Here is a 15,208-nt window from a genome sequence, read left to right as displayed (position 1 = left end):
GTATAAGCTAATAGTCGCGAGGAACTAAGGCTAGCGGCATTAACGCGGCACGACGGCCGTTAGACAAGTGAGTTCACGCCACCCGCTAACGCAGGTGGTTCTGACTTCGGAGGTCGTTGTAGATCCATTTGGCGAGCAGGTCGATCTCGCGTTTGGTGAGCATGTCGCGAAAAGGGAGCATGCCGTTGCCGCCTTCGGCAATTTGTTTGTAGATATCGGCCTCGGAGCGGGATTTCAGTTCGCCCTCGCGCATATTAGGGATGACGCGGCCGTCGCCGAGCGTGCGGCCCTCGCCCTCGGGCCCGTGGCAGATCACGCAGTTCTGTTTGAAGAGGGAAGCCTCATAAGCCTTGCTGTTCTGGATCGAATAACGCACGGGCTTCGGATCTGAGCATGCGGAAATACCAAGGATCGTAACGAAAAGCAGAAGATACAGGCCGAATGAGCTATTCATCAATAAAGTATTGGGTCTCATGAGTCTTAAAGTCAATCGCAACTGTCGTCTGTAACCGCGCAACTGTCGTCTGTAACCGCGCAGACGTTAGGTGCGAGCTTGCAGGAACGATCTGTAATGCTGCAGGTGTCGTTTGTTCAACCACCAGCGTACGCAGGCGGCTGTGACATTAGGCGGAACCAACCTCTTCCTTCAGCGCGCGTTTGAATATCTTTCCGGTGTTGCCGATGGGCAGGGCTTCGCGGAATTCGACCTTTCGCGGGTATTTGTTAGCGGCGATCTGGTCGCGGCACCAGGCGATGAATTCTTCTTCGGTGAGGTCAAAGCCCTGATTTAAGACGACGAAGGCCTTGACCTCTTCGCCGAGGCGGTCGTCGGGGACGCCGATGACGGCGACGAGGCTGACGGCAGGGTGCGTCATGATAACTTCTTCGAGCTGCCGCGGATAGACGTTGTAACCGCCGCGGAGGATCATGTCTTTTTTGCGGTCAACGATCGAAAGATAGCCTTCGTCGTCCATCACGCCGATGTCGCCGGTGTGAAACCAGCCGTTACGGAACGCTTCGGCGGTCGCCTCGGGGCGTTTGTAGTAGCCTTTCATCACGTTCGTGCCGCGAATGACGACCTCGCCTCGCGTTCCGCGTGGAACTTCGTTGTCATCGTCGTCAAAACACCGAACATCGACGCCGAAGATCGCCTGGCCGACGGTTCCGGCCTTTGACGGGCGTTCGAAATGGTTGAAAGTCGCGAGCGGCGACGTCTCGCTGAGGCCGTAGCCTTCCATCACGCGGACGCCGAATTTGTTCTGAAAGTCGAGCATAACCTCTACCGGCATCGGAGCACCACCCGAGGTGCAGACCTTCATGTTCTCCGAGACCTTGCTGATGTCGTAGCCGGTTTCCTCGGCGTACTTGAGCAGGGCCCAATACATCGTCGGTACGCCGACCCAGAAATTCACTTTTTCCTGCACCATCGTGTCGAGCGTTTGTTTAGCGTCGAATCGCGGCAGCAAAACCACGCGGTGGCCCGCGTACATCTGCGTGTTCATCTGCACCGTCTGGCCCGTTGTGTGGAATAAAGGAAGCGTGATGAGGCAGGTCTTCTGCACTCCATCGGTAAAATCGAGCACCGGTAGATGGATCAGGAACGTCGTGGTGACGTTCGAGTAGAGATTTAGGTGCGTCAGTTCCGCCCCCTTGGGCTGTCCGGTCGTGCCGGATGTGTAGAGGATCGCGCAGGTGTCATTCGGGCTCGTCGGATAGATCTCGAATTCTTCGGATTTATCGTACGTGATCTGCGTCAGCGTTTTATGCTCCTCGATCGGTGACGGCGCGATCATATCGGCCGTCATAATGATCAGATGCTCGCAACTGTCGACCGCGTCAAAGGCCGCTTTGGTCGAGATGAGCATCGGCAGTTCGGGTGTTCCTTCGAACACGAACACTGCCTTGGCGTCGGAATCGCGGAGATGATATTCGATCTCCGCCGCCTTGAACAAAACGCACAGCGGCACGACCGCGGCTCCGGCTTTCATGATGCCGTAATACACGACGGGGAAATACGGGATGTTTATGCAATTGAGCGCGACCTTGTCGCCGTGGCCGATGCCCATTTCGGTCAGGGCGTTGGCGACGCGGTTCGACAATTTGTCGAGTTCGCCGTAAGTGATCCGGACATTGTCCCAGACGATCGCTTCGTTGTCAGGCGACAGCTTTGCATTGTGCGTGATTATCGACGCTAAGTTTAGTGAAGTTGCTCCGAAACTCATAGAAAGATTTACCCCGCCGGCAATCGGCGATCTCGCGACAAATTTAACAGAAAAACGAAGGTGAAAAAAAGTTGACTTACGATAGTCTATTGCCTAAACTTTGGCTGTTCAAGTCAGACATTGCACTACGTCCCTCAAACCACAATGAAAAATAAACCTCCGACAATGTTTTTTCAGCTCCTAATATGCCTGTTTTTTACCTCTACCGTAGTTGCCGGCGATTTTACCGGGCAATTTGAGCCGAATCTTGTTGCGAACAAAGAAGATTTTGAGCAAGTGATCCTCAAGTTCGTTACGCGCGACAAATTAAAAGGCAGTTTTGAAGCGTCTGAGAACGCTCACCTGGCGGCATCGCGGCTTATGGATCCGCGGACGCAGAATTATTCGGTGATCACATTGCTCGTCGAACAGCGGGGCGAATTGCCTGTATTATACGTTGATTTGGATGGTGACGGTACACTTGCTCCCGAGGAAAAACACACACTCAAACCATCCGAATCCGATAATCCATATCTGTGGGAGATCACAGCAGAGTTGAAAATGAAGGAAGGTTTGTTTAAGACCTGTCCGATCTACATTCAATATTTCAAATCGGTAAAGATGGAGAAGATGGGGCCTGAGGATCGTCTGGTGACCCAATCGACCGAGGTCATGGCACGCGGAGCGGTTGATGTGCGCGGCAAAAAGATCATATTTCAATATGCCTATGATCCGGGCAAGAACAAGGTCAATCCGCAGGCCGGCCTGCTCGGCGTTGACGCGGACAGTAACGGAAGTGTCGACATGGGCAAAATGTCGGCCGAATCGACCAAAGCTAACGATGAGACAGTTGTTTTTCGTGTTGGCGAGGTCTATTTAGCAACAAAAAAGGCCGACATCGGAAAGAATCAGATAATAGTCACAGAACGCGAAGCGAAAGACTATAAACGCCGCGAGGTATACATCAACAAAGAATTCCCGGACTTCAATTTTACTGATTTCGAAGGTAAGAAGCGCAAGTTCTCAGAGTTTCGCGGAAAGTACGTCCTCCTCGATGTCTGGGGATTTTGGTGCGGCCCATGCCGGCGTGAGTTGCCATACATCCGCGAAGCCCATCGGCGGTTTAGTGCGCGAAATTTGGTGATAGTGGGGCTGAATACCGACGAGGATTACACGGTCGATTCAATGAAGAAGGGATTGAAAGATGCCGGAATGACATGGACGAACGCCCAGTTTGCCAGCGTCGTCGAGTTTCTGAGAGAAGGTTTGCGGGTCAATAGTTTTCCGACCACATTTCTGATCTCGCCCGAGGGCAATGTCCTGTCGATCAGCCGGACCGATCGTGAAGAGCCGTCGCTACGCGGTGCTGCTCTGCTCGAATCGTTAGATAAGATATTGCCTAATTTTTAACTTTAGCAAAGGTTGAAATAAGAGCGGATGAAGAAATAGTTTCGCTTAAACGCTGTATCGAATGAACCTTGAAGCGGTCGTCCTGCTCGGGAAAATCGTTACGAAAATGTCCGCCGCGAGATTCTTCGCGCCAGAGGGCTCCGGCTGCAACAAGTTTGGCGAGAGTGACAAAGTTGCGCGAGGACGTACTGAGGTTGCCGGCAGCGATCTGGTCGAATTCTCTGATCGCCCGCGTAAGCGAATCTTTGTCCCGAAGAATTCCGACGCGTTCCCACATGATTCGTTTGACGCGTTTGCGAACCGCAGTTGAGAGGAATGGTTTTTGGTCTTTGGCTTCGGGTCTTTGGTTTTCGTCGGCTGACCGCCAACCGCCAACTGCCAACTGCCGACTGTCATCCGCTGCCGCGACTCCGGCTCTTGCTCCGAAAACTAAGCCTTCAAGCAGGGAATTTGACGCCAACCGATTCGCACCGTGAACTCCCGTACACGTTACCTCGCCGGCCGCATAAAGTCCGGGAAGCGTGCTGCGTCCCCACAGATCCGTGCGGATGCCACCCATACAGTAGTGCGACGCGGGCGAGACGGGCAGCGGGTCGGTCGCGATGTTGAGGCCGTACATTTTGCATGTGTCGTATATCTTAGGGAAGCGGTGTTTGAGAAACTCCTCGTCCATCGACGACATATCAAGGAAGACCGTTCGCGTGCCCGTCCGGCGCATTCCGGCGACGATCGAACGGGCGACGATGTCGCGTGGAGCAAGCTCAGCGCGTTCGTCGTAGTTTGGCATAAAGCGCTCGCCGTATTTGTTTTTGAGAATACCGCCCTCGCCGCGCATCGCTTCGGAGAGTAGAAATCGCGGTGCGCCGTCGAGATTCAATGCCGTCGGATGGAATTGGATAAATTCCATATCCGCCATCTCGGCACCGGCAAAATACGCCATTGCCATTCCGTCGCCCGTCGCGACCGGCGGATTGGTCGTGTGCTGATATAGCTGTCCGGCTCCGCCCGTGCACATGATCACGGCCTTTGCGAAGACCTCCCGCGGGGCACGAAGCACCGGATCGAGGAACCTCACGCCGACGCATCGCCCATCGCGAACGATCAGGCTTTCGGTGTTGGCGAACGGTGTCAGGTTGATCGTCCTTTCAACCCTGGCACGGGCGATGAGGGAACGCACGAACTCGGCTCCGGTCGAATCACCGTGAGCATGTATGATGCGGCGGCGCGAATGAGCGGCTTCCTGAGTGAAAACAAGCTTGCCACCCTCTCGGTCAAATTCGCCGCCCCAATCGATGAGCTGCTTGATGTATTTTGTCCCTTCGTTGACGAGCGTCTCGACCGCCTGTTCGTCGCAAAGGCCGGCTCCCGCGATCAGCGTGTCGCCTTCGTGCAGCTCGGCGTTGTCATCGTCTGACAAAACAACCGCAACGCCGCCCTGAGCGTACTCAGTATTCGATTCACTCGCCTTGTCCTTGGTCAGGACCGTAACATTAGCTCCGCCCGAAGCCAGCTCGATGGAGGCTCGAAGCCCCGCAACTCCGCTGCCGATAACGATAAAATCTGTTTCGAGAGACATTAACGAAACTTTAACAAATTGCTCACGCCGTATCGACCGGAACATCAAAGATTTGCCCACGAAATACACAAAATAGTCGAAAGGAAATTTAGATCGCAATGTTTCGTGTTTTTCGAGTGTTTCGTGGGCAACAAAAAGCCTGCCCATCGAAATGAGCAGGCTTTTCTGTCTAGATAAAAGTTTCCGTTTAGGGAATCTTCAATTCCTGTCCCGGATAGATCTTGTCCGGGTGATTGAGGATGTCGCGGTTGGCGTCCCAGATGGCTTTCCAGGGGATGCCGTACTTGCTGCCGATCTTGCTCAGGCTGTCGCCTGAAACAACGGTGTAGGTATTGGCTCCGCCGCCGGCATCGCCGGAGCCGGTCGAGATGTTGAGGATCAGATCGCCGCCTGAGAAATCAGGGTCGATCGCCTCATACTGTGCCCAGAGTGCAGCTTTTGCAGCTTCGTCAGGGGCGTTTCCGGTGATGTGGAGAACTCCGTCGCCTTCGCTCAACTCATAGGTTGTGCCGTTGGCGTTCGCGAGTTCAAGAAGAGACTGATATTTTTCTTGTACTGACATAATTCCTCCTGTGTCGGCCTATTTGTTGAGATTGTTGACAACTTTCTTTGGTTTCGCTTCATTGGCGACCATCATGACCTCGGCAACTTTTGCCTTGTCGACGGTTCCGCTGAGCGTTACTTCGCCGTCTTTAACAGCAACTGTAACACCGCTGATAGCTTTTTTCTTGAGGCCTTCGTTGATCGTGCCTTCGAGCATCTTGTCCGGTGACGGCGGAGCAGGTGTCGGCAGCGGCTTGGTCGTGACGCTATTGGTCACCGACTTGATGCCTTCGACCGATTTGACCGCAGCTTCGGCTTTGCTCTTGACCGTGACGTCAGCGACTTCGCCGGTGAGTGTTGCCACGCCGTCTTTGACGACTACGGTAACGCCTGTTACCTTATCGGCAGCCAATTTGTCAGTTGCCGCCTTTGTCAGGTCAGCGTCGCTCTTGCCGCACGCACTCACAAAGAGGGCGATCGCCAAAGTTAGAACTGTAAAATACTTAACTCTCATTTTTCCTCCCGAAAAACTCTGTTTATTAAAATCCGATCTATTATCGCTGATCTTCAAAAGAACATTCTGCGATCCTAACCACACGGACCCTCGGAAATTGCTCTCGTCGGGCGCTAATTAATTAGTGAGATAAGTTTGATTCAAATTCGCGATAAGCGCAAGAGAAAAAGTCTCGAATCAGGAAAAAATCTCTTCCCTTATATTGCGGGCTACATCGTATGAGGTGTAATCGGAGCGAACGATGAAATGCCAGTCGGCGAGACAGTAAACCTTCTGTCTTTCTTCGAACAGTCTTATAGCGTTTTGCTTATTTCGTGCGAGCGGGCGGTCCTTGCGCGAGAAAGCGATGTTTAGCCAGCAATGTTCGAACGTTGCTTCGAGCCAAACGCTTGTAAAGCCATGTTCCTTCAAAAGCTCACGGTTTCGTTCCATCGTCCATGTGCCACCGCCGAGGCTGAGTATCCGGACATCAGGTCGATTACAGACCTGTTCCAGATTGTCGGTCTCGATATCACGGTAAGCGGCTTCGCCGACCTCGTCGATTATCGCGGCGATCGTTCGGCCTTCGGATTCTTCGATGATGTGATCGAGATCGACGCGTCTGCATTTGAGCATATGCGCAAGGTGCCGCGAGACGCTCGATTTGCCGACGCCCATGAAACCCGTGACTGCAATTTTGATGTCTTTGTTCATCAGTAGGAACTTGCCCGCGAAATACGCAAAAAGACGCGAAAAAAACGATTTAGACCTCACTCGATCGATGAAATTCTGAGCCGCACCTCTTATACCTTTCTAATCGATCTTTTTCGCGTGTTTTGCGGTCGAGCTACTTTTACACTACGACACCAGCCAGTGTTTCGAAAAAGCCGGGGAATGAAATATCGACACATTCGTGGCCGTTGATCTCTGTTTCTCCTTCCGCAAACAATGCAGCGACTGCAAATGCCATCGCGATCCGGTGATCGCCGAACGAGTCGATAAGTGCTCCGTGCAACTGCGACTGTGACACTCGAAGACCATCGGGAAATTCGATTACACCGGCTCCCATTCGTCGAAGATTCTCAACTATAGATGCGATACGGTCGGATTCCTTTACACGCAGTTCGGCCGCGTCGCGGATCTCAAGACCGCCTTCGAGCTGTGTTCCCAAGACCGCCAGGATCGGGATCTCGTCGATCAGATTTGCAATGATGTTACCGCGCAAAATATTTGGTGCGGTTGCGGCACCGGTAATTTGCCTGGATCTGACGATCAGGTCAGCGACCGGTTCGTTGCAGACGATGCGTTCGTTCTCTATCGAGATATCTGACCCAAACTGCAAAAGCACCTCGAGGACCGCATTTCGCGTCGGGTTGATTCCGACGTTTGGCATCGCGATCTGCGAGTTTGGCAAACACGATGCTGCCGCCAAAAAGAAGGCCGCGGACGAAATGTCAGCAGGAATGTTCAGATCGATTGAAGTCAACTGAGCCGAACCATCGAGCGAAATGGATCTGCCGCCGCAAACTTCCTCTTCGACAACCTCGACGCCGAACCATCGCAGCATTCGCTCGGTATGATCTCTAGTTGCGACCGGTTCAATGACGGTCGTGGTGCCGTCAGAATATAGTCCTGCGAGCAAAATGCATGATTTTACCTGTGCGGACGCGACCTCCATTTTGTGTTCGCGGCCGTAAAGGGTTTGACCGCCGAAAATATGAAGCGGAATGTGATTATTTTCGGCTTTGATCTTGGCTCCGCCCGCCCGCAGCGGATCGATGATCCTTTTCATTGGACGCTTTGCGAGCGACTCGTCGCCTGTGAGAACCGATTCGAACGATTGTCCTGCCAAAATACCTGAGATCAAGCGTATTGTCGTTCCGCTGTTGCCGCAATCGATGGGGCTTGAGGCTGCACGGAGACCGCGTTTCCCGTTTCCGGCGATCATAACCGTCGTGCCGTTCCGAACTGCCTCGACGCCAAGCGACCGTATTGCGTCAAGGGTCGTTTGACAGTCGACCGCCCGCGAGAAATTCTCGATCCGTGTCGTGCCCTCTGCGATCGAGGCGATCATAGCGGCCCGATGCGACATAGATTTGTCGCCCGGCAACACAACCCTGCCGCGAATGGAGTTTGCTGAGGTCAGCTTCATTACATTCATCTTAGATCGAATGTCACGCGTTTGTCTTGACAGTAAAGTGCGTAAACCGATAAGTTAAAACAAATATAATTGTGGCTGAGAAACACGAAATAACACTGCCGAGTCGAATTGAATCTGTCGAAGAGGCAGCGATGAAGGCCGACGAATTTGCCAAGAGCCGCGGGTTTGGTGACGAGTTGGTCTTTGCTATTGACCTTGCCATTCGCGAATCGGTTGCAAATGCGGTCAAGCACGGCAACAAGTTTGACGAAACAAAAGCTGTGGAAGTGACGTTTGCTGATGTACCTGATGGATTTGAGGTAACCGTTCGCGACCACGGGTTGGGATTTGCGGTCGATGAGATCCCGGACCCAACTAACCCTGAGAACTTATTGAAAACGAACGGGCGCGGTATTTTGTTTATGAATTCATTCATGGACAAGATCCACTGGTCAAACCATCCGGACGGCGGAATGGTCGTGAGAATGCTGAAGAAAAGATAATTACTTTTTACTACGTGGACTTTTAGGTTCACATTGGTCTAAAATCGGCTAACGCAAAAATTACTAAATTAGGAGAAATAAATGTCAGATATCACAATCACCGAACGCCAGGCAGGCGACGTCACGATCCTTGATCTGGACGGAAAAGTTACAATTGGCGAAGGCAGCGTTGCTCTTCGCACGACCATTCGCCGCTTATTGGGCGAAGGCAAGAACAAGATCCTTCTGAATCTCGCGGGTGTCGGTTATATTGATTCGAGCGGCATCGGCGAATTGGTTTCGAGCTTTACTGCTGTTAACAAAGAAGGCGGAACGCTCAAGCTTTTGAAACTTACACAGAAGATCCAAGATCTGCTGGCGATCACTAAGCTCCTGACCGTATTTGACGTCTACGACGACGAAGGCGAAGCTCTCAGCAGCTTTAACTAGGCCGGCAATTCACGACTTAAACACTAAGGGTAAAGGACGAGCCATTTGTCCTTTACCTTTGTTTCGTTGAAGAGCGTGTACATCTTTTGCCCGGGAAATATCATCCTTTTAAGTTGCGGAAAATTTTGAGAGAACGCTCGGAAACACAGATGCGAAAAATCCTTTTGTTCACATTATTGGCGGTATTGGCCCTCGGGGCGACGGCGCAGACGCCGGCACCGGGATTTGACCTTTCTAATTATGGTGTCCGAATTGAGCCCGACAAACGGCTGATCGTGGTTTTGGCGACACTCGAAATGGCTCACACAACGAATGAATCCGGTCAAACGGTAAAGCTGATCAATACTCCGTTATCTGCAAACGGAATGAAGTTTCGCGAACGGCTTTTGGCGGATACCGCCGATCTGCCGAATGACCTCAGATCAAAGATCACGAATTTCCTGATCCAGCACAAAAAGCGACACTCAAAGGCGACTGATGCCGAGGTCGTTTCGCCATTTATTTCGATGGCGTACACTCTGTCAGCCGCCCCGGAACTGGCCGATCCGGTCGTCACCAGTGATCTGCCCGGCAGCCTGCTGGATGTCCTTGATTTTGCCCCGTTGGTTCGTGAGTTTTATCGACGATCAGGGATCTCGGCAAGGCTCGACGAATATGTAAAGACCTACCGAACGGACGCTGACGGAATTCTCCGGGCCTCTGCCCGCGATATGGTCAGTGATCTGCTCGATTATCTGCATACAAAACCTGAGCTTTTTTATTCTGAGAAGATCAAGATCGAGACGGGCAGGAGCAAGAGCAACAAAGCTGTACTGCAGAAGATAGAGGTCCGCGATCACGAACGCCGGTTCATCATTGTGCCGGAAATGCTGAGTCCTGTTGGAAATGTGAATTTTCTGAATATTAAGGATGATTACTTCGTTGTCCTGCCGCCTGATAAGGATCTTAGTTACTCGGAGGTTCGCCGTGCCTTTTTACAGTTTGTTGTGGATCCGCTCGTACTGAAGAATTCCAAGGAGATCCTTGGCATCAAGGATGCAATAAAAGTATTGCTCGATGAGCGCCGCAAGGTCGACCCGTCGATCTCGCCGGACGTGTTTTTGACCGTCTCGCGTTCGTTGATCGCGGCGGTCGACGCGAGGCAGGAAGAGTACGTCAAGAGCTCCATTGCCCTCGATCAGGCCAGGCGAAAGATCGGAATGGTAAAGTCAGACGCCGAGCGGTTGGAAATTTCGACGGAGCTGAACAAATTCAAAGCTGCCCTTGCCGACGAAACCGCATTGCGGCTTTCCGTCGATTACGAGAAAGGCGCCGTTTTGGCATTCTATTTTGCCGAACAGCTTGAAGGTACTGAAGATTCGGGTTTTGATATCGCATCATCAATGCGCGAGATGCTTGCGACTTTTGACCCGACCAAAGAAACCGATCGACTCGCTCAAAATGCGGATGCCCGCAAACGAGCTATGGCAGCGCATGCATCTCGAAAGACGAAGCCGGAAACATCGGTATTGGCCGAAAATCCGGTAACGACGCGATTGCTTGAAATTCAGAAATTGATCAACGCGAAGAACTTTACCAAAGCGAATGCCGACCTTAAACAACTGTTGATAGAAGAACCGGATGACGTAAGGATCTACTACAACCTTGGACGTGTTGCCAGCCTCTCGGCCGAACAGATCACAGATCAAGATGCCCAGGCCGCAAGGCTCGTTGATGCTCAAACCTTTTACGGCAATGCTCTCAGGAAAGCGACCCCAAAGACCGACCCTGCTCTGTTGTCACTGACATACGTTGCTATCGCCCGCCTTTACGAGTTCTTTAACCAGAATAGTATGGCGATGCAGGCGTATGATAGAGCGATCCAATTCGGCGACGTCAAAGACGGGGCTTTTCGTGAAGCTATGAGCGGGAAGCAACGGCTCCTGAAGGATCAATAGTCTGCGGCGGCCTTTTATTTTTTGTTTGCCGCGCCAAATCTGTTAACGTCTAATCAATGTCCAAAGAGAACTTTCGAAGCGGCTATGTCGCGCTCATCGGCCGCCCAAATGCGGGAAAATCTACGCTTCTAAATCGACTTGTCGGCGAAAAGATCGCCGCCGTTTCCAATAAGCCGCAGACAACACGCCATCGAATTCAGGGGATCGTCACTCGCGATGACGGACAGATCGTTTTTGTCGATACCCCGGGCGTTCACAAACCCGGGCATTTGTTGAACCGGCGAATGATGACCAGCGTGCACGACGCTATATTGTCGGTGGATCTGCTCGTGTTAATGCGCGATGCAAGCGTTTCGACCGGCAATGGCGACCGGTTCGTCCTCGACCTTGTCAAACAGTCAGAGAAGCCGGCGATCGTTGCCTTTAACAAGATCGACAAGATCAGGGAAAAGGGCGGCCTCCTGCCGCTGATCGAGCTGTATTCTGAGGAATACGATTTTGCAGAATTGCTGCCGCTCTCGGCATTGAAAGGCGACTCTATCGATATCTTACTCGACCTGATCATCAAGCACCTTCCTGTCGGCGAACCGATATTTGCCGAAGACGAGATGACCGATCAGTCGATGCGTTCGATCGCAGCCGAAATGGTCCGCGAGAAGATATTGGCGAGCACTGGCGAAGAGATCCCGTACGTGACGGCGGTCGTGACCGAGGTATTTGACGAATCTGATCCCAAAACCGTCAAGATAGCGTGTGTGATCTTTGTCGAGCGAGCGTCACAAAAAAAGATCGTCATTGGCAAAATGGGCTCACGCATCAAGGATATCGGGACTAAGGCCCGCATAGATATAGAAAAACTGCTAGGTAAGCATGTCTACTTGAAACTCTTCGTCAAGGTCGTGGAAGATTGGCGAAATCAGGAACGCACTCTAGACGACATTGGGCTCGATCGAAAGCGATAGCTTGCTGCCAATTTCTCGCAACAAATGTCATTAGAAAGCAAACAGATCTGGTATTCGCTCGAGGTCAACGCCGTGGCGGCGGCCGCTGAGGCGATCGAGCACGCACTTGTAGAAATGGACGCCCTCGGCACCGAGATCAACCACCTTCGCAAAGGCCCTAGCGATATGGTCACCGTCAGCCCCTTTTTTGCTTTGCCTCCGGATGTCGATGAGGCCCGCGATCAACTCGACCTTATCCTGCCGGTGTATGATCTGGATCGATCGGCGATCGATAGAATCGAATCGAAGACCGTCGAGCAAACCGACTGGCTTGCCGAATGGAAAAGACACTGGCGGCCAACGCCGATCGGCAAATTTATCATCACGCCGCCCTGGGAAAAGCCAAATGATCCGGACAAGATCATTATCAGCATCGAGCCGAATATGGCCTTTGGAACCGGCACCCACGACACGACACAGCTCTGCCTGCGGGCGATCGGTGATCACTACATAGCCGGACAAAGCGTGCTTGATGTCGGGACGGGAACCGGGATCTTGGCTATCGCTGTTGCCAAGTTGAGGAAACAAACCGCAGAAAACACAGAGGTCAGAGAGAAAGAGAAAACGGTTTCGTTGCCTTCCTCCGTAGCCTCTTTGTCCTCTGTGGTGAATATCCTGGCGTGTGACACCGATTTAGATTCGGTGGAGATCGCAAGGGAAAACGCGATCCAAAACGGCGTCGGCGATGCGATCGAATTCAGTTTTGGGTCGATCAACGAACACACGCCGCAGTTTGATCTTGTCATCGCAAATCTGACGATCGATGTGATCGTGCCGATCCTGGGTTTGCTGATCGCCAAAGCGAAGAGCACATTGCTTCTTTCCGGCATTTTGGTCGAACAGCGAGACGAGGTCACTGAGGCGCTAAAGAAATTTCAAATTTCAAACTTCAAATTTGAGATCTCCGGCGAGTGGCTTTCGGTTATCGTGAAGTTAAATAACTAGGGCTTCTTTTGCGGAACGGCAATTGGAATGTCGCCGTCATCGGCAATGGTGACGAGCGGCTTTCGTATTTGCGGTTTTATTTTGTTTCCCGCTTTGATGAGCACAGGCGGCGATTTGGGCCAACTTATGAGCTGTTTTGAGAATGGTTCCGTTCGCCTCAATATCGTTCCGCCGCGTCCAGTCACCCACACTTTTGAACCGCCGCGTGAGGCAACCGCTTGCAGAAGTTTGCTCGTGCCGGCCGGCTGCATCGCCCACGTTTTTCCTCCATCTTCGGTGATCAGGATCGTTCCAAAATCGCCGGTTGCGATCGCGCTGTTTTGGCCAGTCGCCGTTACGGCAAAGAGGTTGTTTCGCAGCGGCGATTCCTGATCGGCCCAGGTCATGCCGCCGTCGACCGTTCTGAGTATCAGGCCGCCGGCTCCGACAATGAAGCCGTTGTTATCGTCGGAAAAACTTACGGCGTAAAGGTTCTCCTTTATTTCCGTCTTGATCTTTGTCCAGGTTTCGCCGCCGTCCGCCGTTCGAAGGACGGTACCCTTATCGCCAACCACGACCCCAGTTGTTTCAGAAAAGAACTCAATATCCTCGAGCCAGAGTCGCGTACCCGAATCAACCAGCTCCCAATACGCCCCGCCCGTCCTTGTCCGGATGATGGTTCCGCCGGCTCCGACCGCGAAGCCGACCTTCTCCGAGACAAACGAAACCCCGGAAAGGTCGTCGGTAATGTTGGATATTCCCTTGCCCCACGCAGCTCCGCCGGTGTTGGTGCGGACGATCGTTCCTTTATCGCCGACGGCCCAGCCCTTTTGCCGTCAAAGAATGTGACAGCATTGAGATTTTCGTTCGTGTCGCCATAGGTCGCGAGCCACTCGCGGCCGCCATCATTTGTCAGCCAAATTCGCCCGCGTGAACCCACAGCGATGCCGATCTCGTCGTCAAGAAACGTCAGGTCATTGACATCCTCGCGGCCGCCTTCGCTCAAACGCTGCCAACTGTAACCGCCGTCATCGGTTCGAAGTATAAGTCCATTTTCGCCGACCGACCAGCCTGTAAAATTATCGCCGAAATATACTGCGACGAGTTTCGGATTTGTCCGAACGTTGAAGGGCAGCCACGTTACACCGCCGTCGCCAGTCATCCACGCCATGCCATTGGAATCCGTCATCGAGCCGTTTCTCTCGTCCGAAAACGCGACAGCGAGCATATCGGCCCGGCTGAACAGTTCTGAACGGGACCATGTCATGCCGGAATCGCTGCTTCGTGCAACGCAGCCGTCGTATCCGGCCGCGACGATCGTCGTTTGTGACAGATACGCTGCCGATGAAACGATCACACTGCCGCATGGCGACGACGAGCCCCAAGAATCGCCACCGTTCGAGGTAGTCAAGACAATACCGTTGAGACCAACCGCCACGGCACGGCTGGCGTCAAATGCAGAGATTCCGAGCAGATCTTTGTCGCTGCCGGTCGACTGCGTTTTCCACGAAATGCCGCCGTCAGTGGTCTTGATGACCCGGCCATACGTTCCGACCGACCAGCCGGTCTTGCCGTCGCCGATGAAATAAATGCTGTACAGATGATCGCGAGTGTCTGATGCGGCCTGTTTCCATGTCTTGCCGCCGTTCGCGGTGGAGATGATCGTGCCGCGGGCACCGACGATGATCGCGTCCTCCTCGCTGAACGTCCAAACGTCAGAGAAGGTGACGTCAGTGTCCGAAAACTGCTTTTGCCAACGAAACCCTCCGTTCGTGGTACGGAGGATGGTATTGTCCGAACCGACCGTATAACCGTTTAGCTTGTCCTTAGCAAAATGTATCGCGTACAGCGGATTGCCCTGCGGCAGAGGATTTTGCCAAACCCAGCCGAGGCTGTTCCGCTGAGCAGCGACGGCATGGAAAGACAGTAAGAAAATCACTGCAAAGACGGAAAGACGCAGAGTCAGCGAGGCCAACTCGATCAGGCGGCTATTCCTTAGTCTAAGGTTTGGGCTTAATGCGATGTTCAAAACTTTTTCTAAAAATCTCGGC

Annotated in this window: 15 protein-coding genes; 6 read left to right on the top strand and 9 right to left on the bottom strand. The window is 52.8% G+C overall.

Annotated elements, in window-relative coordinates; genetic code table 11:
* Window positions 1–85: 85 nt before the first annotated feature.
* Together IPK01_00975 and IPK01_00970 are read right to left on the bottom strand one after the other, a co-directional pair.
* A complete protein-coding gene (locus tag IPK01_00975) occupies window positions 86–454 on the bottom strand; it encodes a cytochrome c (protein MBK7932070.1) in 369 nt (122 codons plus the stop codon).
* A gap of 169 nt (window positions 455–623) precedes the next feature.
* Complete coding sequence (locus IPK01_00970) at window positions 624–2,222, bottom strand: long-chain fatty acid--CoA ligase (protein ID MBK7932069.1); 1,599 nt, start codon at window positions 2,220–2,222, stop codon at window positions 624–626.
* Window positions 2,223–2,366: 144 nt separating this feature from the next.
* Between IPK01_00970 and IPK01_00965 the strand changes: the two genes are divergently transcribed.
* Entirely contained in the window at window positions 2,367–3,611 is a 1,245-nt protein-coding gene (locus tag IPK01_00965; GenBank protein ID MBK7932068.1) for a TlpA family protein disulfide reductase, read from the top strand.
* On the opposite strand, the gene nadB is transcribed toward IPK01_00965, so the two are convergent.
* The 5 genes from nadB to aroA form a co-directional block, all read right to left on the bottom strand.
* Window positions 3,601–5,187, bottom strand: a complete 1,587-nt coding sequence (gene nadB / locus IPK01_00960; protein MBK7932067.1) for an L-aspartate oxidase — start codon at window positions 5,185–5,187, stop codon at window positions 3,601–3,603. The genes IPK01_00965 and nadB overlap by 11 nt on opposite strands.
* Window positions 5,188–5,374: 187 nt before the next feature.
* Window positions 5,375–5,749, bottom strand: coding sequence for a LysM peptidoglycan-binding domain-containing protein (locus tag IPK01_00955; protein ID MBK7932066.1), 375 nt, complete (start codon window positions 5,747–5,749; stop codon window positions 5,375–5,377).
* 18 nt (window positions 5,750–5,767) lie between these two features.
* Window positions 5,768–6,244: a BON domain-containing protein gene (locus IPK01_00950; GenBank protein MBK7932065.1), complete on the bottom strand. Its 477-nt coding sequence runs from the start codon at window positions 6,242–6,244 to the stop codon at window positions 5,768–5,770.
* A gap of 177 nt (window positions 6,245–6,421) precedes the next feature.
* Window positions 6,422–6,937 carry a shikimate kinase gene (locus IPK01_00945; protein ID MBK7932064.1) on the bottom strand — a complete coding sequence of 172 codons (516 nt, stop codon included), beginning with the start codon at window positions 6,935–6,937 and terminating at the stop codon, window positions 6,422–6,424.
* A 139-nt stretch (window positions 6,938–7,076) separates the two neighbouring features.
* A complete protein-coding gene (aroA, locus tag IPK01_00940; protein ID MBK7932063.1) occupies window positions 7,077–8,375 on the bottom strand; it encodes a 3-phosphoshikimate 1-carboxyvinyltransferase in 1,299 nt (432 codons plus the stop codon).
* 80 nt (window positions 8,376–8,455) lie between these two features.
* Here aroA and IPK01_00935 point away from each other — a divergent pair, with 80 nt between their 5' ends.
* The 5 genes from IPK01_00935 (at window position 8,456) to IPK01_00915 (ending at window position 13,178) form a co-directional block, all read left to right on the top strand.
* Window positions 8,456–8,866, top strand: a complete 411-nt coding sequence (locus IPK01_00935; GenBank protein ID MBK7932062.1) for an ATP-binding protein — start codon at window positions 8,456–8,458, stop codon at window positions 8,864–8,866.
* An 81-nt stretch (window positions 8,867–8,947) separates the two neighbouring features.
* Window positions 8,948–9,295, top strand: a complete 348-nt coding sequence (locus IPK01_00930) for an STAS domain-containing protein (protein ID MBK7932061.1) — start codon at window positions 8,948–8,950, stop codon at window positions 9,293–9,295.
* A 149-nt stretch (window positions 9,296–9,444) separates the two neighbouring features.
* The gene (locus IPK01_00925; GenBank protein ID MBK7932060.1) at window positions 9,445–11,232 is read left to right on the top strand and encodes a hypothetical protein; all 1,788 of its coding nucleotides are present in this window, start codon (window positions 9,445–9,447) and stop codon (window positions 11,230–11,232) included.
* 56 nt (window positions 11,233–11,288) lie between these two features.
* Window positions 11,289–12,194, top strand: coding sequence for a GTPase Era (gene era / locus IPK01_00920; GenBank protein ID MBK7932059.1), 906 nt, complete (start codon window positions 11,289–11,291; stop codon window positions 12,192–12,194).
* A 24-nt stretch (window positions 12,195–12,218) separates the two neighbouring features.
* A complete protein-coding gene (locus tag IPK01_00915) occupies window positions 12,219–13,178 on the top strand; it encodes a 50S ribosomal protein L11 methyltransferase (protein ID MBK7932058.1) in 960 nt (319 codons plus the stop codon).
* On the opposite strand, the gene IPK01_00910 is transcribed toward IPK01_00915, so the two are convergent.
* Window positions 13,175–13,732, bottom strand: a complete 558-nt coding sequence (locus IPK01_00910; protein ID MBK7932057.1) for a hypothetical protein — start codon at window positions 13,730–13,732, stop codon at window positions 13,175–13,177. The two genes, IPK01_00915 and IPK01_00910, sit on opposite strands and share 4 nt — an antisense overlap.
* On the bottom strand, window positions 13,657–15,186 hold the full coding sequence (locus IPK01_00905) for a hypothetical protein (protein ID MBK7932056.1): 1,530 nt from the start codon (window positions 15,184–15,186) through the stop codon (window positions 13,657–13,659). Before IPK01_00905 ends, IPK01_00910 begins: the two co-directional genes overlap by 76 nt.
* Window positions 15,187–15,208: the final 22 nt, after the last annotated feature.

This window comes from Acidobacteriota bacterium, assembly GCA_016713675.1.
Classification (GTDB): domain Bacteria; phylum Acidobacteriota; class Blastocatellia; order Pyrinomonadales; family Pyrinomonadaceae; genus OLB17.
Note: the sequence above shows the minus strand (reverse complement) of the source record. Positions and strands in the feature narration are given on the sequence as shown.

What these genes read in the sequence shown, in the direction of transcription:
- era (MBK7932059.1), top strand. Translation starts at nt 11,289, where the DNA reads ATGTCCAAAGAGAACTTTCGAAGCGGCTATGTCGCGCTCATCGGCCGC.
- IPK01_00965 (MBK7932068.1), top strand. Translation starts at nt 2,367, where the DNA reads ATGAAAAATAAACCTCCGACAATGTTTTTTCAGCTCCTAATATGCCTG.
- IPK01_00970 (MBK7932069.1), bottom strand. Translation starts at nt 2,222, where the DNA reads ATGAGTTTCGGAGCAACTTCACTAAACTTAGCGTCGATAATCACGCAC.
- IPK01_00950 (MBK7932065.1), bottom strand. Translation starts at nt 6,244, where the DNA reads ATGAGAGTTAAGTATTTTACAGTTCTAACTTTGGCGATCGCCCTCTTT.
- IPK01_00945 (MBK7932064.1), bottom strand. Translation starts at nt 6,937, where the DNA reads ATGAACAAAGACATCAAAATTGCAGTCACGGGTTTCATGGGCGTCGGC.
- IPK01_00915 (MBK7932058.1), top strand. Translation starts at nt 12,219, where the DNA reads ATGTCATTAGAAAGCAAACAGATCTGGTATTCGCTCGAGGTCAACGCC.
- IPK01_00955 (MBK7932066.1), bottom strand. Translation starts at nt 5,749, where the DNA reads ATGTCAGTACAAGAAAAATATCAGTCTCTTCTTGAACTCGCGAACGCC.
- IPK01_00925 (MBK7932060.1), top strand. Translation starts at nt 9,445, where the DNA reads ATGCGAAAAATCCTTTTGTTCACATTATTGGCGGTATTGGCCCTCGGG.
- IPK01_00975 (MBK7932070.1), bottom strand. Translation starts at nt 454, where the DNA reads ATGAATAGCTCATTCGGCCTGTATCTTCTGCTTTTCGTTACGATCCTT.
- nadB (MBK7932067.1), bottom strand. Translation starts at nt 5,187, where the DNA reads ATGTCTCTCGAAACAGATTTTATCGTTATCGGCAGCGGAGTTGCGGGG.
- IPK01_00930 (MBK7932061.1), top strand. Translation starts at nt 8,948, where the DNA reads ATGTCAGATATCACAATCACCGAACGCCAGGCAGGCGACGTCACGATC.
- aroA (MBK7932063.1), bottom strand. Translation starts at nt 8,375, where the DNA reads ATGAAGCTGACCTCAGCAAACTCCATTCGCGGCAGGGTTGTGTTGCCG.